Annotated in this window: 27 protein-coding genes, 1 pseudogene and 1 other annotated feature; of the genes and pseudogenes, 3 read left to right on the top strand and 25 right to left on the bottom strand. The window is 39.2% G+C overall.

All coding sequences use genetic code 11. The annotated features are described in order from the left end of the window. Positions 1 to 664: 664 nt before the first annotated feature. Together NSQ79_RS05375 and pepV are read right to left on the bottom strand one after the other, a co-directional pair. The gene (locus tag NSQ79_RS05375; RefSeq protein WP_004182588.1) at positions 665 to 1,249 is read right to left on the bottom strand and encodes a uracil-DNA glycosylase family protein; all 585 of its coding nucleotides are present in this window, start codon (positions 1,247 to 1,249) and stop codon (positions 665 to 667) included. Between the two features lie 40 nt (positions 1,250 to 1,289). Further along, positions 1,290 to 2,696 carry a dipeptidase PepV gene (gene pepV, locus NSQ79_RS05380; protein WP_118186136.1) on the bottom strand — a complete coding sequence of 469 codons (1,407 nt, stop codon included), beginning with the start codon at positions 2,694 to 2,696 and terminating at the stop codon, positions 1,290 to 1,292. Positions 2,697 to 3,048: 352 nt separating this feature from the next. Between pepV and NSQ79_RS05385 the strand changes: the two genes are divergently transcribed. Next, complete coding sequence (locus NSQ79_RS05385) at positions 3,049 to 3,234, top strand: 4-oxalocrotonate tautomerase (protein WP_002885057.1); 186 nt, start codon at positions 3,049 to 3,051, stop codon at positions 3,232 to 3,234. Between the two features lie 72 nt (positions 3,235 to 3,306). Here the strand turns inward: NSQ79_RS05385 and NSQ79_RS05390 are convergent, their stop codons facing one another. From NSQ79_RS05390 to NSQ79_RS05420, 7 genes are all read right to left on the bottom strand, one after another. After that, positions 3,307 to 3,828 carry a DUF2798 domain-containing protein gene (locus NSQ79_RS05390; protein ID WP_164332346.1) on the bottom strand — a complete coding sequence of 174 codons (522 nt, stop codon included), beginning with the start codon at positions 3,826 to 3,828 and terminating at the stop codon, positions 3,307 to 3,309. 85 nt (positions 3,829 to 3,913) lie between these two features. Continuing rightward, a complete protein-coding gene (locus NSQ79_RS05395) occupies positions 3,914 to 4,387 on the bottom strand; it encodes a GNAT family N-acetyltransferase (RefSeq protein WP_004182591.1) in 474 nt (157 codons plus the stop codon). Between the two features lie 43 nt (positions 4,388 to 4,430). Further along, the gene (rplT, locus tag NSQ79_RS05400; protein WP_002885090.1) at positions 4,431 to 4,790 is read right to left on the bottom strand and encodes a 50S ribosomal protein L20; all 360 of its coding nucleotides are present in this window, start codon (positions 4,788 to 4,790) and stop codon (positions 4,431 to 4,433) included. A gap of 56 nt (positions 4,791 to 4,846) precedes the next feature. Beyond that, positions 4,847 to 5,047 carry a 50S ribosomal protein L35 gene (gene rpmI, locus NSQ79_RS05405; RefSeq protein WP_002885093.1) on the bottom strand — a complete coding sequence of 67 codons (201 nt, stop codon included), beginning with the start codon at positions 5,045 to 5,047 and terminating at the stop codon, positions 4,847 to 4,849. 38 nt (positions 5,048 to 5,085) lie between these two features. Then, positions 5,086 to 5,616: a translation initiation factor IF-3 gene (infC, locus tag NSQ79_RS05410; RefSeq protein ID WP_002885108.1), complete on the bottom strand. Its 531-nt coding sequence runs from the start codon at positions 5,614 to 5,616 to the stop codon at positions 5,086 to 5,088. Between the two features lie 13 nt (positions 5,617 to 5,629). Next, positions 5,630 to 5,752 (bottom strand) — a sequence feature (ribosomal protein L20 leader region). Positions 5,753 to 5,775: 23 nt separating this feature from the next. Further along, complete coding sequence (cmk, locus tag NSQ79_RS05415) at positions 5,776 to 6,456, bottom strand: (d)CMP kinase (protein ID WP_002885119.1); 681 nt, start codon at positions 6,454 to 6,456, stop codon at positions 5,776 to 5,778. A gap of 21 nt (positions 6,457 to 6,477) precedes the next feature. Beyond that, positions 6,478 to 7,116: an SAG1386/EF1546 family surface-associated protein gene (locus NSQ79_RS05420; protein WP_004182593.1), complete on the bottom strand. Its 639-nt coding sequence runs from the start codon at positions 7,114 to 7,116 to the stop codon at positions 6,478 to 6,480. A gap of 45 nt (positions 7,117 to 7,161) precedes the next feature. On the opposite strand from NSQ79_RS05420, the gene NSQ79_RS05425 reads away from it, so the two are divergent. Further along, positions 7,162 to 7,359 (top strand): ferredoxin, encoded by a 198-nt coding sequence (locus tag NSQ79_RS05425; protein WP_004182594.1) that lies wholly within the window; start codon positions 7,162 to 7,164, stop codon positions 7,357 to 7,359. On the opposite strand, the gene NSQ79_RS05430 is transcribed toward NSQ79_RS05425, so the two are convergent. The 11 genes from NSQ79_RS05430 to queG form a co-directional block, all read right to left on the bottom strand. After that, positions 7,343 to 7,843 (bottom strand): EbsA family protein, encoded by a 501-nt coding sequence (locus tag NSQ79_RS05430; RefSeq protein ID WP_045001780.1) that lies wholly within the window; start codon positions 7,841 to 7,843, stop codon positions 7,343 to 7,345. The genes NSQ79_RS05425 and NSQ79_RS05430 overlap by 17 nt on opposite strands. 56 nt (positions 7,844 to 7,899) lie before the next feature. Next, a complete protein-coding gene (gene pepT, locus NSQ79_RS05435; protein ID WP_014633191.1) occupies positions 7,900 to 9,123 on the bottom strand; it encodes a peptidase T in 1,224 nt (407 codons plus the stop codon). Between the two features lie 79 nt (positions 9,124 to 9,202). Further along, positions 9,203 to 11,329 (bottom strand): GBS Bsp-like repeat-containing protein, encoded by a 2,127-nt coding sequence (locus tag NSQ79_RS05440; RefSeq protein ID WP_301357479.1) that lies wholly within the window; start codon positions 11,327 to 11,329, stop codon positions 9,203 to 9,205. Between the two features lie 157 nt (positions 11,330 to 11,486). After that, entirely contained in the window at positions 11,487 to 12,044 is a 558-nt protein-coding gene (gene lepB / locus NSQ79_RS05445; RefSeq protein WP_002884860.1) for a signal peptidase I, read from the bottom strand. A 121-nt stretch (positions 12,045 to 12,165) separates the two neighbouring features. After that, complete coding sequence (locus NSQ79_RS05450; protein WP_164332338.1) at positions 12,166 to 13,395, bottom strand: tetratricopeptide repeat protein; 1,230 nt, start codon at positions 13,393 to 13,395, stop codon at positions 12,166 to 12,168. After that, complete coding sequence (locus NSQ79_RS05455; protein WP_138261856.1) at positions 13,385 to 14,563, bottom strand: AI-2E family transporter; 1,179 nt, start codon at positions 14,561 to 14,563, stop codon at positions 13,385 to 13,387. Before NSQ79_RS05455 ends, NSQ79_RS05450 begins: the two co-directional genes overlap by 11 nt. A 9-nt stretch (positions 14,564 to 14,572) precedes the next feature. Beyond that, positions 14,573 to 15,055: an 8-oxo-dGTP diphosphatase gene (locus NSQ79_RS05460; RefSeq protein ID WP_002885066.1), complete on the bottom strand. Its 483-nt coding sequence runs from the start codon at positions 15,053 to 15,055 to the stop codon at positions 14,573 to 14,575. Positions 15,056 to 15,209: 154 nt separating this feature from the next. Then, positions 15,210 to 16,139, bottom strand: a complete 930-nt coding sequence (ftsX, locus tag NSQ79_RS05465; protein ID WP_003092823.1) for a permease-like cell division protein FtsX — start codon at positions 16,137 to 16,139, stop codon at positions 15,210 to 15,212. Beyond that, positions 16,132 to 16,824 (bottom strand): cell division ATP-binding protein FtsE, encoded by a 693-nt coding sequence (ftsE, locus tag NSQ79_RS05470; protein ID WP_002885005.1) that lies wholly within the window; start codon positions 16,822 to 16,824, stop codon positions 16,132 to 16,134. The genes ftsX and ftsE overlap by 8 nt, the downstream gene beginning before the upstream one ends. Positions 16,825 to 16,911: 87 nt before the next feature. Further along, a protein-coding gene (gene prfB / locus NSQ79_RS05475) for a peptide chain release factor 2 (RefSeq protein ID WP_096833329.1) occupies positions 16,912 to 18,010 on the bottom strand; the annotation gives its coding sequence in 2 pieces (ribosomal slippage) (positions 16,912 to 17,937 and positions 17,939 to 18,010; 1,098 coding nt in all). A gap of 52 nt (positions 18,011 to 18,062) precedes the next feature. Beyond that, positions 18,063 to 19,181 (bottom strand): tRNA epoxyqueuosine(34) reductase QueG, encoded by a 1,119-nt coding sequence (gene queG, locus NSQ79_RS05480; protein ID WP_014633196.1) that lies wholly within the window; start codon positions 19,179 to 19,181, stop codon positions 18,063 to 18,065. Positions 19,182 to 19,274: 93 nt separating this feature from the next. Here queG and NSQ79_RS05485 point away from each other — a divergent pair, with 93 nt between their 5' ends. Further along, complete coding sequence (locus NSQ79_RS05485) at positions 19,275 to 20,132, top strand: metallophosphoesterase (protein WP_164332333.1); 858 nt, start codon at positions 19,275 to 19,277, stop codon at positions 20,130 to 20,132. A 25-nt stretch (positions 20,133 to 20,157) separates the two neighbouring features. Here NSQ79_RS05485 and NSQ79_RS05490 read toward each other — a convergent pair whose 3' ends face one another. From NSQ79_RS05490 to NSQ79_RS05510, 5 genes and pseudogenes are all read right to left on the bottom strand, one after another. Further along, entirely contained in the window at positions 20,158 to 20,904 is a 747-nt protein-coding gene (locus NSQ79_RS05490; RefSeq protein WP_004182603.1) for an NADPH-dependent oxidoreductase, read from the bottom strand. Between the two features lie 109 nt (positions 20,905 to 21,013). Then, positions 21,014 to 23,698 (bottom strand): cation-translocating P-type ATPase, encoded by a 2,685-nt coding sequence (locus NSQ79_RS05495; RefSeq protein ID WP_138261852.1) that lies wholly within the window; start codon positions 23,696 to 23,698, stop codon positions 21,014 to 21,016. A 264-nt stretch (positions 23,699 to 23,962) separates the two neighbouring features. Beyond that, positions 23,963 to 24,349 (bottom strand): DUF1934 domain-containing protein, encoded by a 387-nt coding sequence (locus NSQ79_RS05500; RefSeq protein ID WP_002884910.1) that lies wholly within the window; start codon positions 24,347 to 24,349, stop codon positions 23,963 to 23,965. Positions 24,350 to 24,373: 24 nt separating this feature from the next. Beyond that, positions 24,374 to 25,138: pseudogene (locus NSQ79_RS05505) on the bottom strand (nucleoside phosphorylase). A 4-nt stretch (positions 25,139 to 25,142) separates the two neighbouring features. Then, a complete protein-coding gene (locus tag NSQ79_RS05510) occupies positions 25,143 to 26,009 on the bottom strand; it encodes a GNAT family N-acetyltransferase (protein WP_004182606.1) in 867 nt (288 codons plus the stop codon). Positions 26,010 to 26,060: the final 51 nt, after the last annotated feature.

The following is a 26,060-nucleotide window of genomic DNA, read 5'->3' on the forward strand; positions in this document are numbered from 1 at the left end:
ACTAGGGTCATCATTTCAAAGTTTTTCGAGGTTTATTCGTATATATGTGAACATCTATAATGCAACGAATAATAGATTATCGGTGAATATCAATAACACAATATTTTTCAATCATAACTTCTCCCATAATAAAAAACCTCCCACTACTATTGAACAATAGAACAAGAGGTTGATTGTAAGATATTTTCTGACTAAATTTCTTGTCCATCCATTTTTTGTACAAGCTAGCAAAGTCCTCCCTACTATGGACCAAAAATTTATATTGTTCACCTTAATTATAAGAAGGACAATCTTCTCTATCATGAGTTAGCTGACTGAACAAGCATAGGATTCTATACCTAGTCAACAATTAGCTTTTTATACCATGGTCTTAACTACTTTAGTTTTTCAATTGGCTCAAACATCTATACTGTAACTCGTTTAGATTTTCTTATCATTGCAGTATAAGCTTCAATGCATAACTGTATAGTATTCGTTTTACACCTTCAGAACAACATAAACTGAAAATTGTATAATAAGATAAATATTAGAAAACAATATTTGTCCTTATTCTGATTAACTAAAAGCCTTAAAGTTTCTATCCAATTTTGAACACGTTTAGGATATTCAGTTTGATGACAGAATAAAGCTTACTTGGCACTCCCTGAATCAATGACTAAAAAAATCATTTAATCAAAATATCTTTAACTAAATTCTTCAAATCTGGGACTACTTCTTCCATAAACCACGGATTTTTGGCTTGCCATATATTATTTCGAGGAGAGGGATGAACGAGAGGAAAAAACTCTGGAAGATAATCTTTATAATGCTTAACTGTATCCGTTAATTTTGCCGATGATTTTTGATGCAAATAGTAACGCTGTGCATAGTTACCTACTAATATCGTCAATTGAATATCAGGAGCTAAAGCAAGAACTTTCTCATGCCACTTGTCTGCAAATCCTTTGCGAGGAGGTAAATCACCTGATTTCCCATGACCTGGGAAATAAAAATCCATTGGCACAATAGCAAACATGCCAGATTCATAAAATTCTTCGCGTGAAACACCCATCCAATCCCTGAGATTATCACCGCTAGGATCATTCCAGTAAAGGCCGGACTCTTGGGCACGAATACCAGGAGCTTGTCCTACGATATTAATTCGTGCGGTTTTTGGAATGGTAAACAAGGGTTTTATACCTTGTTCCGTAAAAGCTTTATTTTGTTCATCGGACATGATTGCTTGCGTTAATTCTTCAAGTGTTTCCATATTTTCCTCCTCAAAAAAGAGACAAAACTGTCTCTCTTTTTTATTTGATTAACTCATAGATAGCTTCTGCATAAATGGCAGCTGCACGGTACAAGTCTTCGACCTCAGTAAACTCATTTGCTTGGTGCATCGTGTTGACATAACCAGGGAACATAGCTCCATAGGCAACACCACGTTTGAGGAGACGTCCAAATGTTCCGCCACCAATAATTTGTTCATGACCTTTAAGGCCTGTTTGTTTCTCATAGACTGAAAGAAGAGTCTCCACCATAGGATCATCAACTGGTACATAGTGTGGCACATGACCATGTTCTGAGAGACTAACCGCCTTAGGATCTTCGAGTTTTTCAAGATCAGCCTTAATAGCGTCCGTATCAACCCCTTGAGGATAGCGGAAATTCAGAGCAATCGTATTATCTTCTGATTCCTTAGAGAAGTTAAATACACCTGCATTCATGGTCAATTCACCCATCTTAGGATCTGTAAATGCAAGACCTGTCTTTTCAGCAAAGAAATCTTTATGAAGTGTTTCAGCAATTATATCCAAATACGTTTTAGCATTGCCTTGGAAATCAAATTGACTAAGGAAGAGTGCCAAGTAGGTTGCCCCATTAATACCATTTTGAGGCATCATACCATGAGCTGATTTCCCATGAATAGTCACATGGAAAACACCTGCTTCTTCGGTCACTTGACCAGTTACTTCTTGTTCCGCAACAAAGTCGGCTAATTTGCCCTCAAGTTCTTTCAAAGTGATAGGTCCAGTAAAATCTGCACTTGCTGATTCAGGAACCATATTTTCACGTAAACCACCATTAAAGGACACAAGACTAAATTCACCATCATTTTGACCCTCAAAATGAAGATAGGCTGTAATATTACCCTTTTCACCATTGATAATTGGAAATTCTGCATCAGGAGAAAAACCAAAATCAGGATCCTTCAACCCATTATGAGCAAAGTAATAATCCATATCACCCCAACCAGATTCTTCATCTGTACCAACAATAAAGCGAACACGCTTAGATACAGGGAGACCTAGTTCTTTGATAATCTTCAAGGCATAGTAACAAGCCATTGTTGGACCTTTATCATCTGATGATCCACGAGCATAAAGTTTGCCATCTTTGATTACGGGTTCATAAGGGTCTGTATCCCAACCACTCCCAGCTGGAACCACATCCAAGTGCGCGAAAATACCTAAAACTTCATCACCTTGACCAAATTCAAAATCACCAGCGTAATTATCAATATTACGTGTTTTATAGCCATCACGCTCAGCTAAAGCAAGAAAATGTTCCAAAGCTTTTACTGGTCCAGGACCAAATGGGTGCTTATCATCAACCTTACTGTCATCACGTTCTGAGTTAATACGCAAAAGACCAAAAAGGTCCTCCATCAAAGCATCTTTGCGCTTATCAACTTCGGTACGAAAATCAATTGTCATAATTTACTCCTTACTGTCTCTAGTTAGCATTATTTTACCATTTTTAGTAAGAGTTTTCATCCCTTATAAATAAAGCCAATAAAAAATGCAATCACTTACCTATCATTACAAGACACCATACGATTTTGAATAGCATATGAAAATCAGGAATGCTCGAATCTAAAGTTATACTATTGCTTTCAACTAGGAACTCTCTCTCTTAGCTACCGGCCTCTTTTTACTTTAAGCTCTCCTATTAGAAATCACTCAAATTGTAGCATTGCGATAATATCATTTCAAGAATTTCCAAAAACTTTAGAATATTCTCTTAATTAATGCTATAATAGGACTATCAAAACTAAGGAGATGCATTATGCCATTTGTAAAAATTGATCTCTTTGAAGGTCGCACTGAAGAACAAAAAATCGAACTTGCTCGCGAAGTTACTGAGGTTGTATCACGTGTTGCAAAAGCACCTAAAGAAGCTATTCATGTTTTCATTAACGATATGCCAGAGGGAACTTACTACCCACATGGTGAAATGAAAAAGAAAAACTAATCATCATTAAGCAGTCACATCCGTGGCTGCTTTTAATATTAAAAGAACTGGAGAGAAACTCCAGTTCTATACTTAGATTATAGTTGGTAATTCGTCATCGTCTTCAAAATTCTCTACGGCTTCTTCACCAGGCAAGGGTTTTTGCAGTTTTCCCAAGATAAAGCGTGAGATGGGACCAACTACTAGAAAATTAAGTGGTAAGGCCATGATAACATTTGTCAACCAAGCACGGCCATAGGATGAGAGCGTCACCGACTGACCGTTGTACACTAAGCCATAGAGCAACATAAAGGTTACCATGAATAGCGCCATGGTTCCAGAAATTGCTAAAATCTTCGCCCATCGTTTATCATGGGCTTTTACTTTATGTAAAATTGCAAATGCAATTGTCTTAGCTAGTGGTCCCACCAAAAGCATATCCAGTAAGAAAGCAACTACAAATCCAGGAAGATAACCTTGGAAAAAGTGACCCCAAGCAAAGGGAACTACTCCAGTCCAATCAAGGATAAGAAGATTCCAGAGACTCATCCCACAGACCATCATTCCACACATTAAAATCGTAAAAAGCAAAGCTTCTTTAAAATTACGAGGCATTAAAATTCTCCATTTCTAAAAGTTCTCTTTCAGCATATCAAAAATTTTTATTCCTCGTAAGTTAAATTTCTCTCATGAAAACGTATTATTTTAGGATAGTTTCCATTTCTGTATATCTCGGTTTCATACCTAAACGTTCGTAAAAACGTACAGCTCCCTCATTATCATTCCAAACGTGAAGTGTCAGATTATAACAACCTAACTCCTTAGCATAGTCCAAGGCAAATTGATAAAGCTTCTCTCCCAATTTTTGACCTCGAGCCTCCTTATCAACGCATAAATCATCAATAAAAAGAGTCTTAACAGCCTTTTGTGGACCATTATTATCTGCTACTTCTTTAATCATTAAGAACAGATGGCCTAAGATACAGCCTTCTTCATCCTCATATACAAAAATAGGTTTATTTGGATCATTAATCACTGCTTCTAAGTCTGCATCTGTAAATTTACTGCCCTCTGACTTAAAAACATCAGGACGTGCATAATGATGCACTAGAAGAATCTGCCCCAATAACTCCTGTAATCTTGGAATATCTTCTGCTCTTGCTAAACGAATCATAATTACCTCCATAAAAAAAGATGGGTAAAACCCATCTTAATTCTTATTTACCAAGTTTTGCTTTAGCTGCATCTGCAAGAGCTGTGAAAGCTGCTGCATCGTTAACTGCCAAATCAGCAAGCATTTTACGGTTAACTTCGATTTCAGCCAATTTCAAACCGTGCATCAATTGTGAGTATGACAAACCGTTCAAACGAGCTGCTGCATTGATACGTGTAATCCAAAGTTTACGGAAATCACGTTTCTTTTGACGACGGTCACGGTATGCATAGTAGTAAGAGTTCATTACTTGTTCTTTTGCAGTACGGAACAAGATGTGTTTTGCACCATAGTAACCTTTAGCAAGTTTCAATACACGTTTACGACGTTTGCGTGATACAACGCCACCTTTAACACGAGCCATTTATATATTCCTCCGAATTAATTCTAGTTTAGTTAATTTGTAATGCTTTTAGCGGATTAACGCATTTGTGAAAGCATTGATTTGATACGTTTAAAGTCACCTGAATGTACCATTGACGCTTTACGAAGGTGACGACGTTGTTTTTTAGTTTTACCGTGGAAACGGTGAGATGTGAAGGCACGGAAGCGTTTCAATCCACCTGAACCTGTACGTTTGAAACGTTTAGCTGATGCGCGGTGTGTTTTTTGTTTTGGCATTTTAAAATTCTCCTCTTAAAATAGTGTTAGTTTGACAATTATTTTTTGTCAGGAATTGGTGCAAGTTGCATGAACATTTGACGTCCATCCATCTTCGCTCTTTGCTCAATAATCGCAATATCTTGCGTTTTTTCAGCAAATTCCGCCAAGACCTTAGCTCCGATTTCTTTGTGAGTAATCATACGACCTTTGAATCGGATAGAAACTTTAACCTTGTTTCCTTTTTCAAGGAACTTACGACCGTTACGAAGTTTAGTTTCAAAGTCACCTTTATCAATAACTGGACTCAAACGAACTTCCTTAACGGTAACAACGCTTTGTTTCTTACGTTGTTCTTTTTGTTTCTTTTGATACTCAAATTTGAACTTACCATAGTCCATAATCTTCGCAACAGGTGGCGTAGCTTGTGGTTGGATGAGAACCAAGTCAACATTTGCATCATCTGCAATAGCTTGCGCTTCTGACAATGGTTTAATTCCCAATTGTTCACCATCAAGACCAACAAGACGAACTTCGCGAACGCGAATTTCATCGTTAATGAATAGATCTTTCTTAGCTATGATCTTCACCTCTTTATTTTTTTAGAGAAAAACAAAGCGGACTTGATATACAAGCCCGCACACATAATATCCCTATAGGGATTTGACATGTTGGGCCAGACAACCTAAGTCGCAAGGCGAGAAGTTCTCACTTCTGCTTTTCTCATTGTTAATAGTATAACAAGTGAGTCATCCTTTGTCAATAATTTTTTTTGCTTTTTCTTGAATAAATTCCACAACACCATCAATAGATACACCTGTAGTGTCAAAAGTGATGGCATCTTCCGCTGGTTTAAGAGGTGAAACTTTACGATGACTATCTTTATAGTCACGTTCAGCAATTTCTTTTTTTAGAGTCTCAAGGTCAGCGGGAATACCTTTTTCGATATTTTCCTTATAACGGCGTTCCGCACGTTCATCAACTGAAGCAATCAAGAAGATTTTGAGTTCTGCATCAGGCAAAACCACAGTACCAATATCACGTCCATCCATGATAATAGCACCATCTTGAGCAATACGTTGTTGTTGTGCAACCAGTTCTTGGCGCACTTCAGGAATGGCTGCTACCCAAGAAACATTATTTGTGACTTGGTTATCACGAATGGGGTGTGTAATATCAACATCACCTACATAAACTTGCTGACTACCATCTGCTGCTTTTCCGAATGAAATCGGATGTTGAGATAGTTGCTCCAAAATTTCTGGTACATTTTCCTCAGTCAAACCATTCTGCAAGGCCAAATAAGTTGCAGATCGGTACATAGCACCTGTGTCAAGATAAGTATAGCCAAGATTTTTTGCAATAATCTTGGCTACTGTACTTTTTCCACTTGACGCAGGACCATCAATAGCAATTCTAATATCTTTCATGATGTTCCTTTGCTTTTAAAATTATTGAACGTTAACGACGTCACCTGGGTTAGCATACCAGTAACCACTTGTCATGTGATCAGGGTTAAGACGTTCCAACTCATCTACAGAGATACCTGCACGTGCAGCGATAGAACCAGCACCTTCACCAGATTGAACAACAATTGATGAACCATCTGCTGCTGCCGTAGCACTTGATGGTGCTGACTCAGTTGCATCTTCTTTTTCTACATGTTTAGAAGAGCTTGATGCTTTAGTTGAAGATGATTTCTCTTTTGAAGATTTTTCTGTAGTAGATTTCTCACTTTCCTCATCTTTGTTTGAGTCTTTCTTGCTAGATGAAGATTTAACAACTTTGCTAGTTGAAGATGAGTAGAATCCAGATGATTCCTTAGATTCCGCAGTTTTGTTTCCACCGACATTTGAAGTATAGAAAACAAAGAACAAAATACATACAACAATAACAAAGAATAATCCAAGCAAGACAGTCAAAAATGATGAATTAATGAAGCCGCCACCTTTTTCGCGTTTTTCATCTGAAGGAGTGACATCCTCTTCTTCATAATCCTCAAACTCATCTTCATCATCTAGAAAATCAGCGTCAACTACTTCTTCCAACTCTTCGTCAGAAACCTTATCTTCCCATGGTTTTTTACTCATGATATTCTCCTTGTAAAAACAATAAATCTATTTTAAAATAATACTATGAAAGTATCATTAATTCCAGAAAAATGTATCGCTTGTGGTTTGTGCCAAACCTACTCTCCCGTCTTTGATTATGATGACGAAGGTATTGTTAGGTTCAAAGACAGCGACCAACTCAATCAAATTATTGAAAATAGCCCTGAGACTTTGACTGCCGTCAAGTCTTGTCCCACTAAAGCCCTTATTTGCGAAGTTTAAGCTTCAGGGCTTTTTTTGATTCCTCATAAAAGGCAAAGTAATCAAAGTTTGTCATGTGATCCAATAACTCTACCTCACCTTTGAAATCAGGGTGAAGGGCTAATGCATCTAAGAAATATTTCTTAGGCCACTTTCTCATATAAAACTGACGTTTTTTACCATTTTTAAAAATAAGGCACAGGCCAGTTTTAATCACTTCGACTTTTTCAATATCACTAATTTTCACTTTGCGTGGTCTAAAAATATTGAAAGAAACAATACGCAGAATCCCATGATCTTCAATAATAAAGTATCGATGGAAACCTAAACCAAACAAGGCAACGAAAATAGTAAAGAGCATCAAAATATGTGAGGGCACCGAGTACAACTCGAATAGAAGGGCCGCCGCAATAAAGATTGGCGTGACGGCTAAAGACCAGTAGATAATCAGCCAAGATAATTCGGGTTGCCAATGGTAACGATACTTGCCGAAAATTTTAATCATCTCAGCACCTCCATTACTTCTAATTTTACCATAAAATCAGTATTTAGCAAGCTCAATTAAGGTTTACTGACAATTCCAAGAATAACATCTACGGCTTTTTCCATTGTCTGCAAAGAAACAAACTCATATCGACCATGCATATTTTCGCCACCAGCAAATAGGTTTGGAGTTGGAATACCCATAAATGAGATCTTTGAGCCATCTGTTCCGCCACGAATAGGTTCAATAACTGGCGTAATATCCAATTCCTCCATAACGCCCTTAGCCAACTCAACAGGCGTCATATCTTTTTCAATCACCTGACGCATATTATAGTATTGATCTTTAAGTACCAGATCAACTCGTATCTGACCGTAAGCTTTATTCATTTCATCGGCAATTTTTTGGAAGACTGCTTTTCGATTTTCAAAAGACTCTGTTTCAAAATCACGGATGATATAAGAAGATTTTGCTTCCTCAACAGTACCTGTCATGGTTTGAAGATGGTTGAAACCTTGATAGCCATCTGTCAACTCAGGGCGTTCTTCTGCTGGCAACTGATTATGAAAATCAATTGCCAACTGCAGGGCATTAACCATTTGGTCTTTTGCTGTTCCAGGGTGGACATTGCGTCCGTGGAAGGTAAGTTCTGCTCCTGCTGCAGAGAAAGTTTCATACTGTAATTCACCCAAAGGTCCACCGTCAACTGTGTAAGCAAAATCGACATCAAAATCTTCGACATCAAATTTATCTGCACCGATTCCAATTTCTTCATCAGGACCAAAGCCTACACGAATCTCACAATGTTTGATTTCAGGATGAGCCTTCAAATAAGCCAAGGCTGTCATAATCTCAGCAATACCAGACTTATCATCAGCTCCAAGAAGGGTGGTCCCATCTGTCGTAATAAGTGTCTGACCGACATAATTCTTGAGATTTGGAAAATCAGCTGGGTCTAGGTTATAACCTGAATTTCCAAGAGGAATGATACCTCCATCATAAGAGTCAATGACTTGCGGTGACACTCCCTCTGCATTAAAATCAGCGGTATCCATATGAGAGATGAAACCAATCTTACGTGTTAACTTGTCATCGTTAGCCGGAAGGGTTGCCACTAGGTAACCATTACTTTCCAAATAATGAATATTACTTAAACCTAGTTCTTCTAATTCTGGTTTTAAAACCTTCAAGGCAAAATCCACCTGGCTTTGTGTCGTTGGCGTTCTTGTCGCATTTTCATCACTACGTGTATTGATTTTGACGTAACGTAAAAAACGCTCTAAGAGTAAATCGTAGACCATAAGCACTCCTTTTGTTGTATTTAGTATTTACCTCAATTATAGCATAAAAACCCATCATAATGATGGGTTAACGTATAACTTAAACTTTAGATTCTTTTTCATAGTAAGACTTAATCCCTGCCACGATGGCATTAGCTAAAGTCTCCTGATAAGCAGAGGTATTCAAACGAGTGGCTTCTTGTGGATTTGACAAGAAACCAAGTTCAAGAAGGACTGCTGGAGCTGTTGTCTCACGCAAGACTGCAAAGGTTTGACGTTTCACACCTTGGTTCTGAGCGCCAGTCGCATTAATCAGGCTAGACTGGATAGCATTGGCCAAAGTGTCACTCATGCTCAATCGAGTTGGATTAGCATGGTAGGTTGCATTAATACGTGATGGGTATTCTGCATAAGGTTGGTAATAATAAGTCTCGATTCCTTGTGCTGCAGAACTTCCTGAAGCATTGATGTGAATACTTACGAAGATATCAGATTCAGAGGCATTAGCCGCACGTGAACGGTCCGCCAAGTCAACATAGGTATCACTTGTGCGTGTGGTCACAACTTGATAACCTTCTGCTTCTAATTTAGCTTTCACACGACTTTGGATAGCCAAGGTCAAGCTCTTTTCAGAAATACCAAAGTAAGAAGCACCTGGATCATAGCCACCATGCCCAGCATCCAGATAGACAATCTTATTTAAAACATCGTAGTTTCCTCTTGATGCCGAACCGATTTTCTTAGGGGCTACCACATCAGCTGAAGTTGCCCCAAAGCCGATATTCTTACCTGAAACATCAACAATATAGCCATGAACGATGTACTTGCCTGAATTCCACTTGTGTTGGCTTGCTGAAATAGTCACTTTATAAGAACCATCATCCTGTTTTGTAGCATTATGCCAAACAAGATCATCCTGGCCATTTTGCTCAGACCAGACTGGGATAAGGAGACCTGAAATACCACTTGGATTCGTCAGATTGGTGATAAGAACATCAAAAGTTCCACGATTTTTATCATTATTGACAATAGTCAAAGTTCCCTGAGTCTTAGTGATATCAAGTGTCACTTGTTTGCCACCTAGGCCAATGTATTTACCATCATTGTCAACCAAATAGACATGAGAATTATAAAGACCGCTATCACCCTTATGGTTGCTTGAACGAACGGTTACCTTATAGTCTCCATTAGCTTGCTTAGCTGCCTTGTACCAGATGATGTCATCTTGACCGTTTTTTTCTGACCAAGTTGGAACTAGAACTTCTTTGAAACCTTGTGGCGCAACCAAGTTTGAGATAACAAGATCATAGCTACCAGTAGCATTGTTGAGACCAGTGATAGCGAGATCGGCTTTAGGATTTTGACTCTCTACTCCTTCATTTTCTAGGACGGAGTTGGTCGTATTGCTCACTGCATCCCATTCATAAAGTTTATAGGCTTCAATCAAAGAGATAAGTTTTCCAGCGTAACTTGGATCTGTCGCATATCCTGCATTCTTAAGTTCCTGAGCCGCAATGCGATAATCTGTTTCATTTACAACTTTTCGGTAATTGTTTTTTCGCCACTCGGTACTCGTGAAAAATTTTGCATGGTCTACTACGCTATCATTCCATGAGGCATATTTTCGAAAAGCAGCATTGACTGTGATATAGTCACCATTAACATATTCCTGGGTAGGGACAGTCACGATTTCTCCATTCCAGTCCCCTGAATCCTTAATGCCAAAAAGATTATTGTTGGGAGCCTTAGCAAGTTCAGAGCTTCCCCAACCACTTTCTAGGATAGCTTGTGCTGCCGTAATAGAAGGAAGGACCCCTTCCTTGGCTCCATCCATAGCTCCTTGCTTAATGGCACTAAGAAATTGACTTTGATTCTGATCAATTTCGCTAGGATCATCTGCTTCTTGATAAGAGCTTGTGGTCACAAAACTATTGGTTAAGACAGCTATTTTTGAAGAATCTGCCAGACTTGTTTGCTCCTCCTCTAATACCTTTTCACTTTGTAGATTCATTTGGCTCGTTGAATCATCGTGTACTCCCACTTCAGAATAACTTGCCTCATGATTATCTGTACTTTCTTTCAAAGTTGAAGATGTATCAGTTGGTGACAACATTTCATCTGCTTTCACCGATTGACCAGACATTCCTAAAAATAAGATTGCTAGCATAACACCGCACAGTCCATAAGCTTTGCTTTTCTTAAATCCAAAATGAAATCCTAATTGCATCTTAATTTCCTTTTCTACTTACAATTTCTGCTGATTCATTTTAAGACAATTAAACTATCACTATCATAGAGTCATAAAATAAACCTTCACCAATTTATTCGCAAAAAAAGCTAGAAACTTATCAAAAGTTCCTAGCTTTTTTAGTAGTATTGAAATATTAATCGACATCAACGAAACCAAAACGTGATAGAGGATACAATCTGAAAGAGATAACACCTTTAATTTGGTCTTTTTCAATAAGACCAAACTTACGACTATCATCTGTATTACGACGGTTATCGTTCAGTACAAGATATTGACCCTTTTCAATCTTAGTTTGTTTATTATCTGTCAATGTTGCAATGGAAAAATCATCAGTGAAGAAGTTTCCAGGTGAAACTGTCGCCAAATAAGCTGATTTATCCTTGCTAATATAGGCTTCGTCAACTGACTTATCATTGACATAAAGGAAATCATCCATAGCTGTCACGCTCTTGCCCTCATCAGCAATAACACGACCAATATATTCCTTGCCATTAACTGTATAAAGAATAAAATCTTTTTTCTGAGGTTCAACATTTTTATTGAAAGTAACATAATCACCAGCATGAATATAGTCATTCGCCTGACCTTCAGTCACACGGTGTGTTGAAAAGACAAATGCTCTTAACAACAAAATCACTACAATGGCAAGAACTGCTATGATAATATTTCGAATTAAATCTCTCTTAACCATACTTACTCCTTATGGGTTCTAATAAAATCATAACATAAATAGAGAAATAAAAAAAGAGGGAGTGAACAAGCTCAATGTATCTCTCCCTCTCTTTAAACCAAGAATTAAAGCCTTTCGCATCTTAATAATCCTCAAGAAATGTTTGCATATTGACATCATCTGGAACTAAGGCAAGGTATTTTTCTGCCGTTGCACGCGCCTGATCTCTGTAACCAAATTCACGCAGGATATATGCATAATCATGGAGGAAATCAGGATTTTCAGATAAATCTGTAGCCAAATCTTGATAGATTTGAAAAGCTTCTTCTTCATCATCAAGTGCTTGGTAGGCCTTGGCAATATTCCAGCGAGCCAAAACAGAATCAACTTCGTAATCGGCTAAAGCTACTAGATCCTCGTAACGTTCTTCTTCCAAATAGAGAGTACTTAAACGTAGAACAATCTCATCTTGGTCCTCAGCTAGTGGTAAGGCTTGCTTCAGATAAGATTCAGCAGATTGAGTGTCATGCAACTCATAGGATAACTGTGATGCTAACAAAAGTAATTGAACATCAAAAGCATTTTTTGAAATCCCTTGTTGTGCCATACGTAATGCTTCTTCAGTTTTATGTTCTGCATGTAAGGACAAGGCGTAAAAATACTCATAACCCTCGAAGTCAGCAGACATGGTTTCTATCTGCTTAAAGTAAAAATTAGCTTTTTGATACTCTTCTTGATCATAGAGCAAAGTGGCTAACTCAAAAGCAATGGTATCATCGTATTCAATTTCAATAGCTTTTTCCAAAAATTCACGAGCAGCTTCAAACTTACCAAGACTGGCATAAGCCTTACCAATGCGTTCATAAGTAGAAACGCCAGTCATTGCCAGGAGGTCACGATTATCCAATTTAGCATAGTATTGAATAGCTTGTTCAAAATTTCCAAGTTCAAATTCCATCTCAGCCAAACCAAAAAAAATCAATGAGTCATCTGATAGTTGACTTGCCTCCAACAACTTATCACGTGCCACATCAGTTAAGCCCTCCATTTGATAGAGGTCTGCCTTTACAATTAAAGCAGACAAATAGTCGTCAGAGTCTTTAGGTATGGCATCCAAATAAAGAAAGGCCTCTTCAATATCGCCATCTTCAGCTGCAATTTGTGCTAGATTGACATTAACTTCTGGAAAATCAAAACGAACTTTTTCGTAAATTTCCTGTGCCTGTGGTAAGAAACCAATAGACTCTAGATATTGGCCCAACTCAACAAGAACCTCTGCAGGGTCTTCTCGTAAAGCTTTTTTAAAATATTTGTCTGCGTGGTCTAAATCTTGGTTTCCAATAGAGGCAACCATTTTTTCACTATTCAACATCGTCTTTTTGCCCTTCATTTTCTAGATCATCTTGATAAAGATTACTTACAGAACGGTACCAATCAAAAATCTCTCTAACAACAACCTTGACAGAGGCATAGATTGGAATACCCAATAGAACACCCCAAACACCGTACAGAGAGCCTGCTGTCAAGAGAATAAACATAATGGTAATAGGGTGAATGCTTAGTTTATTTCCCAAAACAAGTGGAGAAACAAAACGTCCTTCAATAGTTTGCTCAATGACAAAAATGATGAGGACCTTGATCAGCATAGCAGGTCCTTGCACCAGTCCCATGATTACAACTGGTACCATAGCAAGAAAACTTCCTAGATAAGGAACCATGTTTAGAAAACCTGCCATAATACCAAAAGTCATACCATATCGAAGACCTACAATCTTAAACATAATACAGAACATAATGGCGACGACAATAGCGACTGTAACCTGGCCTTGAACATACCCTTCGAGCTGACTATTAATATCTGAAAGCATACGAACAGTTGTTTCACGAAAGCGAGTTGGTAAGGCTGAGACAAAGCTATGTTTCATCTTTTGGCTATCTCTTAAAAGGTAGAAGAGAATGAAAGGTGCCAAAATGATAGCTACTGTCACCCTTGCTACTGTGCTCGCAAAAGTTCCAACCCACGTCAAAGCAGATGAAGAAAAGTTCTCAGCATAGTTGACCATTCTCGCTGAGAAATCACTAAGCATGGACTCTAAATCACCGTGGAAGTTGGAAAGAATAGGAAGATTAATCCAACGTTCCGTCTCACTATTGGCACGTGCAATATATGAGGGTGCATTTCTTATTAAAATCAAAATTTGATTTTGTAAGCTAGGAATAGCCGTCGAAATTCCCCAGACCAAGAGCAAACCAAGGATAGCGTAGATGACTAAGATAGACATGGTTCGGTTTAGTCCGGTTCTTTCTACAAGTAGTACCAAAGGTTTTATTAAATAATAAAGGAGCATGGAAATAACCAGTGGCAACATAATAATGGTCATAAACTGGATGACAGGTGAAAAAATAGGACTAATCTTGGTGAAAATCAAAACCGTCAAACCAATCAAAAGTAAGATGAAAAAGGCTACAACAGCCTGATTATTCAATATCCACTTAAAAAACCATGTTTCTGAAAAATGTTCTGTTTTTTTACGCTTCATAGTTCCTCCCTATTTATCATAAAAGGTTACAGTCTTGTCTACTAAGTTTTGGTTACGATCATAGACAAATTTTGCAGAGAAGAAAGGCTTATCTTCAAGAATCCACTTGAAGATCTCATAGTCACCTTCCCAAGTTGGTTTAGATAAGACCTCATCATAAGGTACCCATTCAAGCGTTCCTTCACGAGACTCCTCATCTGAGATGAGTTCTCCTTCAAAACCAGTTACCTTAAAGACATAGGTGTACCAATCATGACCAGGGGTAAATTCTGGAAAGGTAATCATCCCTTTAAAATCCATCTCAGTCACTGTAAAATGGGTTTCCTCGAGAATTTCACGACGAGCACATTCGTCAGGCGTTTCTCCCGCTTCTAGTTTTCCCCCAACAGAAATCCACTTTCCTTCATGAACATCATTAGGCTTTTTATTACGATGTAGGAGCAAAAGCTCCTTTCCATTGTCAATATAACAAATGGTAGCTAACTTTGTCATAATGCATCTCTTTTCCAATGTTTTTTAATATTATACCAAATATGGGATTGGATTTGGGCTTTGAGCAAACGATTTTGAGAATAGTTGAAAATCTGCTTTTCTGAATCTCCGGACAAAACAAAAAGAGAACCAAATTGGTTCTCCTTTAATTTCTTTAGTATTTCAAATAACGGCGCATTGCCATACGTGACCCAATCGAACCGATAATGATACCGACTGCAAAGAGGGTTCCGATAACCGCATAGACAAACCACTCTGGATCATACATCGAAATACCACCTTTGACAAAATCAGGGTTCAAAGATGAGTAAACCATGTGATACAAAAGATAAATCAGTCCTGAAGGAATGATAGCACCAAGTGCACCAATCCAAGCGCCTTCCATCAAGTAGGGACGACGAATATATGAATTCTTGGCACCTACCAAACGCATGATTTGAATTTCAGTCGCACGGGACATAATGGTAATACGGATGGTATTTGAAATCAATAGGACAGCCACAATCGTTAAGAGAGCTGTAGCAATGATGCCCCAGAACTGAACACGTTTCATAGTAGACATCAGAATTTCGGTATCTGACCCACCAAAGTTAGCATTATCAACGCCCTGAATGGCTTTAGCTTCCTTAGCAACTCGACTGACATCATCTGGTGATTTCGTTTGAACGATGTAAACATCAGATAGTGGGTTAGCATCCCCAGTCGCTGTCTCGAAACTTGACCCCATTGTTTCAATGAGTTGTTTCTTTTGTTCTTCTTTGCTAGAGAAGGTAACCTTATCTACACCTTTGATTTTGGTCAAAGCATCATAAATCTTATGGTAGTCTTTATTAGCTACAATCTGTCCAGAAAGTTCCTTGACTGTTTTCGAGGCATCTGATGAATCTGGATCCAAATAGACATTGACCTGAATGTTCTTTTCAATATCTGAAGCCAATTTCTGTGTATTTAAGATAACAGAGCCAAAGACACCTAAAAGTGAAAGAACGATCATTACCGAAAATACTGCCGTAAGTGTCGACAACAAATTACGTTTGAGATTCTTAATCGATTCTCCTAAATGGCGGAAAAAGCGTCTAATCATGGTAACCGTACTCTCCTTCCTCTTCATCACGAACAATACGTCCTTCTTCAATCGCTACGACACGATGACGAAGGTTATTAACGATAGTTGAGTTATGGGTCGCCATTATAATGGTAGTCCCTTGCAAGTTAATACGTTCAAGGACCTGCATAATTTCCCAAGAAATTTCTGGGTCCAGGTTCCCTGTTGGTTCATCCGCAATCAAAACTTTTGGATTATTTACAATAGCACGCGCAATAGCAACACGCTGTTGCTCACCACCAGACAATTGATTTGGGAACGAACGCATCTTGTGTTTAAGACCAACCAACTCGAGTACTTCTGCCACTCGTTTCTTGATATGACGAGGTTTCTCACCAATAACTTCCATGGCATAAGCAACATTTTCAAAAGCTGTTTTCTTTGGAAGGAGTTTATAATCCTGGAAAACAACTCCAATGGAACGTCTCAAGAGTGGAACGTCTTTCTTACGAAGTCGAGTTAAATCAAACTCTCCAACCTTCATAGAACCACTCGTTAATTTTTCTTCTTGGTAGAACAAGCGAATTAAACTTGATTTACCAGCACCAGAAGGGCCGACTAAGTAAACAAACTCCCCAGAGTTAACAGACAAATCAATGTGTCTAAGGGCTGTTGTTGACTTATCATACTTCTTAGTAACATCTTTTAATTCAATAAGAGCCATAATGTCAGTATTCAACTACTAAAGTAGCTGAACGCCTTCCTTTCATTGAGATAGAGTATATTAATACTTGAAATAAGTATGTTATTACTATTCTTCCATACGCCACTTGAGGTAGGCATCGATGAAGCCTTCAATATCTCCATCCATTACCTTATCAACCTGGGCAACTTCATAGCCTGTACGGTGATCTTTAACCATGGTATATGGCGTGAAAACGTATGAGCGAATTTGACTTCCCCAAGTGATTTCTTTCTTATCACCCTTCAAAGCATTCACTTCTTCTGCTTTCTTTTCTTGCTCCATTTGATAGAGTTTAGCTTGAAGCATTTTCATCGCACGATCGCGGTTCCCATATTGTGTACGGTCAACCGTTGAAGCAACAACAATACCAGTTGGAATGTGGGTCAAACGCACACCAGTTGAAACCTTGTTGACGTTCTGACCACCAGCACCACCTGAACGGAATGTATCCATCTTGATATCATCATCACGAATCTCAACTTCAATGGTATCATCTAGTTCTGGCATGACTTCCACAGATGTAAATGAGGTATGACGACGTTTAGCAGAGTCAAATGGCGAAATACGAACCAAACGGTGGACACCCATTTCTGACTTGAGGAATCCATAAGCATTAGGTCCTTCAAAAGCAAGAGTTACAGATTTGATTCCAGCCTCATCACCAGCCTGATAATCCAAAGTCTCAACCTTGAAACCTTTAGCATTTCCATAACGTTGATACATACGAAGTAACATATCAGCCCAGTCCTGAGCTTCTGTACCACCAGACCCTGGGTGAATTTCCAGAATGGCATTGTTATGGTCATATGGTTCAGACAAGAGCAGTGTCATCTCGTAACTTGTCATAATCTTATCAAGTTTTTCGAGCGTTTCTTCCAGCTCTTCTTGAACACTATCATCTTCTTCCAACATTTCTAAATAAAGCTCTGTTTCGTCAGAGAGTTCTTGCATATTGTTGAAAGTTTCGTATTTCATTTTGAGCTCATTCAACTCTTGCGAGGTCTTTTGAGCTGCAATATTATCATTCCAAAAATCTGGCTCAGTCATTCGGTTTTCAAGGAGCGCAATGTCCTCTTCCAAACGATCTAAGTCAAAGAGACCTCCCGAAGCTCACGAGCTTCTCTTGATTTTCAGAGATTTTTTGGCGAATTTCTGCCACTTCCATGGATAGGTTTCCTCCATTTTATAGTATTATGCTTAATTCTAGCATAAATCACTTAAATTTGCCATTTTGCACACACAAGCTCCCACTCGGCTTGGGATTCTTCATCCTTAGGTGACAGTTCCCTCATATAGTCTAACATAGCCTCATCGGGCTTCTTAACAATCTCACCGAGAGCCCAAATGGCAGTCGCCGTGTGAATGGGATTATTATTCTTATCGATAATCTCCATCAGTTTGACAATAGCATTGCGGTCATGTAAGTTGGCCAAGGCAATAATAGCATTACGTTGAAGAATATTCTTCCCTCGCCATGAACCGGCAATCATCCCAAATTTTTCCTTGAAAGATTTGTTGGTCAGCTCTAGAAAGGGGAGCAATTCGGGCATGGCAAGCTCAGGGTCAATGTCTGAAGCCAAGGGATTGTCGATACCTCTGTTATATGGACAGGAAATCTGACAAATGTCACAACCATAGATAACAGTCTTTATCTTCTTTCGAAACTCCATATCCATCATGCCCTTATCCTGTGTTTGAAAGGATAGGCAACGACGAGCATTCATGGTCCCATCGCCAATGAGACAAGATGTCGGACAGGCATCCAAACAACGACGACAATCCCCACATCCATAGTCTACTTCATGATCAGGTTCTATCTCTAGATTAGTGATAAGCTCACCGAGATACATGTAGGAGCCGTATTCTTTTGAAATCACTAGTCCATTCTTTCCGATAAAACCTATTCCAGCTCGCTTGGCCACTGCTGTATCGACCAAGGCTCCAGTATCCACCATACCTTTATATTCGAAGTTTTCCGTCAGTTTTTCAATGCCTTCTGCCAAGCGTTTTAGTTTGTCCTGCAAAACATAGTGGTAATCTAGACCCCACGAATTTGGAGTGATTTTGCCCCGCTTAAATTCTGTTTTTTGGGGTTGTTGCGGCAACTTATGCGGATAGGCTACTGCAATGGAAATGATGGTTTTAGCTGATTCTAAGGTCAACTTAGGATAAATACGCTCTTCAATATTTTTATGTTCAAACCCTGTTGTTCGCCCTTCTTCGACACCAAGTCGAAGGGATTTCTCCAGATAGGCAAAATCATCAGCGGTTGTAAAACCAATTTTTGAAATGCCAATTTCCTTGGCCATCTTTTGTATTTCTAACTTGATATCCATATTCTTATCATAATGAAAATGTAGTCCAAGGGCAAGTATTTTCCACCATCTTCATTTAGAGACAAGCTTTAACCTTTTTGTTACAATGATTCTATGACAAGACTTGCAGTAATGAGTGATTTACATATTGATTTGAATCACTTTGAAACATATGAAATCGATACTCTTATAAAGTGTCTAAAAGATCAAGAAGTTAGCCACCTCCATATCGCCGGTGATATTTCTAACCATTATTATGCTGACACGAAACCTTTCCTACGAAAACTGTCTAAGGCGGTCAAGGTCACCTATAATTTAGGCAATCATGATATGCTTGATTTAGAAGATGAGCTTATTGATAATCTTGATTTTCAGGTAATTGATTTAGGAAGTAAGACATTATTGGCTTTTCATGGGTGGTATGATTATTCCTATTCTGATGAAAAATTAGATAAGATTCTTAAACGTAAGAAGCAACTCTGGTTCGACCGACGACTTAAACGATTGGGTACTGATCCCGAAATCTGTCAAACTAGTCTCCAGAAGCTAGATAATATTCTAAATGATTTAGACACGAATAACCTTATAGTTGCCATGCATTTCGTTCCTCACAGTCGTTTCACCATGACGCACGTACGTTTTAAACCTTTTAACGCTTATTTGGGATCTGAACAATTCCATCAGATTTTCGTCAAGCACGGCGTTAAAGATGTTGTTTTTGGTCATGCCCACCGCAGTTTTGGGACGGTAACTATTGACGGTGTAACCTATCACTCGCGTCCTCTTGGATACAGACGAGAATGGGACTTAACCATTGACTTTGTTTCCAATCACCCTAAACTCAATCCTACTGGAACATGGAACCTCTCCAAGCGTTACAACCTAGTCAAGAAACGGCCGGAGTTTTTAGAATATGAAAAAAAGGAACTAGCAAATGAGTTCCTTTCCTCTATGACACTATTTGATTTGTAGAACGACTCTTACGGGAGTCGTTTTTTTAGTCGATGAAAAATCCCTGTTTTTGAAGGTCCTTCAAGGTATTAGCACGTTTGGCAACGGATTTATCCATGGTCTTAGCAATCTGAGTCGTAAATTCATCAACCCTATTATTGAGATCGCGGAGGTCGTAATACTCATGGACTTCAGCATCGTAATCTTTTAGCTCCTCTAAAGGATTTTCTAAATCCTGATAATAATTTTCCATATGGATAACGTGACGTGGCAAACGAGGTTTAAGCTGTGGTTCCTGATCTGGCCAACCAACTGCTAGGCCTACTGCAGGATAGACATACTTAGGCAGTTTGAGAAGCTCCGAAAGCTTGGCATTATCATTCAAGATACTACCTAAATAAACTGTTCCCATACCTAAACTCTCAGCAGCTACTACCACATTTTGAGCAGCAATCATTGCATCTGAAAAGGCCGAGATAAAGCGTTCGGGACTACCTTGCACCAAGGCTTCAGCACCCTTTGCCTCTGCAATCAAAGTATTACGTCTTTGGTCTACAACAAATACAAAAAGATGACCAGCATTTGGAATATAAGGCTGATTCGCAATTTCAGCAATTTCTTCCTTCAATTTTTGATCAGTAATACTGATAATCGAATAGGATTGTCTAAAATTACTAGTTGCCGTATGTCTGGCAACATCAACCAGAAGGTCAACTTCTTCCTGTGTCAAAGCTAGAGGTTTAAATTGACGGATGCTGCGGTGATTGAGTTGTGTCTTAATGGTCTCGTTCATGGCCTTCTCCTTATCTTGTGATTATTTCTCTTCAATTATAAACAAGACTCTTCCTGAATTCAAGATGTGATAAGAAAAAGCCAGAGACCATTATCTCTGACTTTGTGTCTTAAATAGCGTCTTTATCCTTACCAAGAGCACGTTGAATAGCTTTGACTAATTCAACCAATACCACAATCAAGAAGGAACCTACAATAACCGCAAGCCATTGTGTCAGACTAAGGTGTGACACATGGAAAAGGTTATTAAATCCAGGAACTACGATAGTTGCCATCAAAAGAACGAAGGCCACTGGAATTGCCCAGTTGAAAGTCTTGTTCCTAAAGAGACCAACTTTAAAGACTGATTGATAAACAGATTTAACGTTAAAGGCATGGAGCAACTGGATTAATCCAAGTGTGGCAAAGGCCATTGTAAGGGCATCCGCATGAATTTCTGCTTGCGTATGGTGCTCTGGGAAGGCAAGGCCCCAACCATATACTGCAAGAACAAGGATAGTTTGGAAGACACCTTGATACATAATCGCTCCGAAGACACCACCATCAAAGAAGTTTGATTGGCGACCACGAGGTTTGTGAGTCATAATACCTGGTTCAGCTGGCTCAACCCCAAGTGCGATAGCTGGAAGGGTATCAGTGACTAGGTTAATCCAGAGAAGGTGTACTGGTTGAAGCACATCCCAACCAAACAGTGTGGCAAAGAAGATAATGAAAACTTCGGCCATGTTGGCTGACAAGAGGTATTGGATTGATTTTTGAATATTTGAGAAGACCTTACGTCCCTCTTCTACGGCAACGATAATTGTCGCAAAGTTATCATCGGCAAGAACCATATCTGAAGCTCCCTTAGAAACCTCTGTACCTGTGATTCCCATACCGATACCGATATCAGCTGTCTTAAGTGAAGGCGCATCATTAACCCCATCACCTGTCATGGCAACAACCTTGCCATCATTTTGCCAAGCCTTGACGATACGAACCTTGTGTTCAGGAGACACACGCGCATAGACAGAGTACTGTTTGAAGACTTTTTGGAATTCTTCATCAGAAAGCTCATTAAGCTCAGCTCCAGTAAAGACATGATCTTCTGTATCATTTGGGTCGATGATACCAAGACGCTTAGCGATTGCTTCTGCTGTATCTTGGTGGTCACCTGTGATCATGATTGGACGAATCCCCGCTTCTTTAGCGACACGGACAGCCTCTGCTGCTTCTGGACGTTCTGGGTCAATCATACCTACCAAACCTGAGAAAATCAAATCAGACTCAACAACTGCAGATTCCAAGGTAGGAATGTCATTCGTTATCTTATAAGCCATCATCAAGACACGAAGGGCTTGTTTAGCCAAGTCTTTGTTGGTAGCAAGAATAGCTTTCTTATCTTCTTCTGTGATGGGGCGAACTTCCCCATTGACTTCAATACGTGTCACACGTTTGAGCAATTGGTCAGGCGCACCCTTGACAGCGATAAAGTAAGAACCGTCTGCTTCCTTATGGATGGTAGACATAAGCTTACGGTCAGAGTCAAATGGCAATTCTGCCACACGAGGCTCTGATTTCAAGACGTCACGCACATCAAAATTATGGTCCAAACCAAATTGAACAAGGGCTGTTTCGGTTGGATCACCGATTAGTTTACCATCTGGGTCTACCTTAGTATCATTGGCAAAGTTCATAATACGAAGGGTTGTATTGTCAGCACCAAGTTCCGTAGCAGCGCTTTGCAATTGACCGTTTGTATAGACTTTTTCAACAGTCATTTGGTTCATGGTTAAGGTACCAGTCTTATCAGATGCGATAATTTCTGTTGAACCAAGGGTTTCAACAGCTGGCAATTTACGAACAATCGAATTGCGCTTAGCAAGGCTCGTTGTCCCAAGTGACAAAAGAATGGTTACAATGGCAGGTAAACCTTCAGGAATCGCTGCAACGGCAAGAGCAACGGCAACCATCAAGCCTTCAAGAGGCTGTTCGCCACGAATGAAGACACTAACCAAGAATGTCACCAAGGCAATAGCGACAATAAGATAGGTCAAGGTCTTAGACAGTTGCTCCAAGCTTTGTTTCAATGGCGTTTGTGATTCGTCCGCATTAGCCAGCATATCGGCAATCTTACCGACCTCTGTATACATACCGGTATTGGTTACAACTCCTGTACCACGACCATAAGTAACGTTAGAATTTTGATAACCCATATTTACACGGTCACCGATACCTGCTTCTGCTTCAACTGTCTCAGTAACGTCCTTTTCAACTGGTACAGATTCACCGGTAAGGGCTGCTTCTTCAATCTTAAGTGAGGCAGCTTCGAGCAAGCGCATATCCGCAGGAACAACATCACCAGCTTCAAGCAAGACGATGTCTCCAGGAACCAATTCGCGTGAATCAATTTCAACGACATGCCCATCACGACGCACACGAGCCATAGGACTAGACATGTTTTTGAGGGCTTCAATAGCCGCTTCTGCTTGACCTTCTTGATACACACCAAAGGCTGCATTCAAAACAACAACGGCTAAAATAATGCAGGCATCCGTCAAACCATGCATACCTTCTGTAATAACAGAAAGGGCGGCGGCGACAAGCAAGATGATAATCATCAAATCTTTAAACTGATCGATGAATTTTGACAAGAGGCTGCGTTTTTCACCTTCATCCAACTCGTTATAGCCATAGGCATCTAAACGTTCCTTGGCTTGTGCAGTAGACAAACCATCAACAGAAGTGTCCAAGTTTTTTAGGACTTCTTCCTCTCCTTGTGTGTAAAACAAGGCTTTATTTTGTTCTTTAGACAAAATAATCTCCTCCTTCTATATAGGGAAAAATGGCTAACAAGACTCTTTTCATATAAAAAATCATACAAAAAGAGACTTGTTTAATAAAAAACAAGTCTCGCTGTTTAAGAATATGCCGGAAATGTAAAATTTCGTAATGACGACATAATCGCAACTGTTAATCAAATCTCATGATTACAGTCACCTGCTACTCCCTTATTTGTACTAAACATTTTATCATAAATTATTCTTTATTCAAGCAAAATGATTCTATTTTTTCAAAAATTAAAACCAAGAAACTTCTAATTCATAATCAGCAAAAACGTCTTCTGTTTCTGGATGTTTCAATTGATAATGAATATCAACTGTCTGTCCATTCGGGTCATGGGCAAATAGACTAGTGTCTGTCAGAAAATGCTGGGTACCAAGCGGTGTCGGAATGTGGACCAAGGCAGGTACTTTAGCAGAAAAACGCATGATGGATTTAGGATTAGAAAAGCGTGTCATCACTAGCTCATCCTGATTCAACTTAATAACCACTTTTTCTTTCTCGGAATTATGATGAACAAGATAGGTATAATCCCCTTTTTCCATAACCTCACAAGTGTGGATTTCTTCGATAATCTCCGTTTGATCCCCTACTTTAATTTTGTTTTTTATTTTTATTTCCATTGATTACTCCTTTTCTTTCTATACTTATTTTTCCAACTCTAATGCGATACTGACAGCAATCTCGAAGAAAGTCATTACATCTGTCTTTCTCTCTTCATGTCTAGCATCCCACTCATGATTGTGATGATCAACATAGTCAGCCGTGTAGAAAAACTGATAAACATTGGCTTGTCGATATTGGGCCTAGGCCATGATAGCCGAAGATTCCATATCTACAACTTTCGCTCCTGCTTCAAGTCTTCGTTTTACCTTAGCAGCTGTTTCACGATAGAAGGCATCTGTCGTCCAAACTTTGGTCCGAATGTGCTCAATACCAGATTTGTTCAAAGCGTTCTCCATGGTTAAGAGCAAAGTTTCGTCATAAGCTATCTCATCACTTGCAGGAGCGTAATGGTAACTTGTACCTTCATCACGTAGAGCTGAACTTGGTATAATAATTTTATCTGCTTGAATTGACTGATCTAGAACTCCGCAAGAGCCCAAAACGATAAAGTTGTTAAAGCCTCTCGCTTTGAGTTCTTCTAAGAAACCCACAACCATTGGAGCTCCAATAGTAGCCATAGCAACTGCAAGTTTAAATCCATCTACTTCATAGATATACCATGGATATTTGCTATTTAGGTTGGTGAGATAACCACCTTCATAGACTCCGTCTATCTGCTTTACTCGTTCAAGGATTTCTCCATTAAAAGACAGAATAATAGTATCACAGATTTCTCCACCACTAATAAGGCTTCGATCAGTTGGCTCTATCACAGCAGGTACATTTTCAAATTCTTCTAATAACATGTAATCATTCTTTCTGCTTCAAGTAAACCACCTGGGTTTGTTTGACAAAGCCAATCTTTTCATACAAGCGTTTGGCACCTATATTGCTATCTTCCACTGCAATTTGGAAGGACTTGTCATTTTGCGCAATAAGTTGGTTGACGACTGATTTTGCCAGATAGCTTCCATAGCCTTGGCCACGATAGGCTTCTGCTACGGCAAGTCCATAAAGGTAGTTGTTATTCCCAGATAAATCGACCGTACAAACTCCAATGACCTGAGCTTCTTTGAGAAGGATGTAAAGTAGGCCATCGGAATCCTTCAAGGCCTCTGTAATGTATCTGCGACTTGCTTCAAGTGTTTCCTCTGCATCAGAAAAGGCTTGCTGGTGGAGTTGGGCAATTTCATCTAGGTAAGAAGGTTCAGCTAAGAGCACCTTGACATCTGAACGGGAATCCAGAGCATATGGTGTTCTATCTCGCCCTAGCCAGGTTTCCGTCTCTTCATCCTCAACCAAACCCCAATGACTTGCCAAATCAGGATGATGATCGAGAAAAACACGCTCCGTCTGAAAGGTCACTGAGCGAATAGGGTAAGATGCCATTTCTTTTTCAAAGCTTCTATACATCGCACGCGCAATACCATGACGACGATAACTAGGGTCCACTAGGAAGCTCACTTCAACGTCTTCGTTATCCGCATAAACCGTTAACAACCCAAGCAACTTTCCTTCTTGATAATAGAGGAAAAAGGCTGGCATGATGGGGTCAAAATTAAGCATATTGGAGAGATAGGGTTCTCGAAAGGTTTGATCATGAGCTTGGCAGCTAGCAATCAATGCTTTTGCTACCTTCCGTTCTTGCTCCGTCAATTGGTTGGTTACTCGAATCACTTTATCTCTCCTTTATTTGTCTGACCTTATTTTACCAATTAAAAAGCATTT

The organism is Streptococcus sp. FSL W7-1342 (assembly GCF_037966635.1).
Lineage (GTDB): Bacteria > Bacillota > Bacilli > Lactobacillales > Streptococcaceae > Streptococcus > Streptococcus salivarius_D.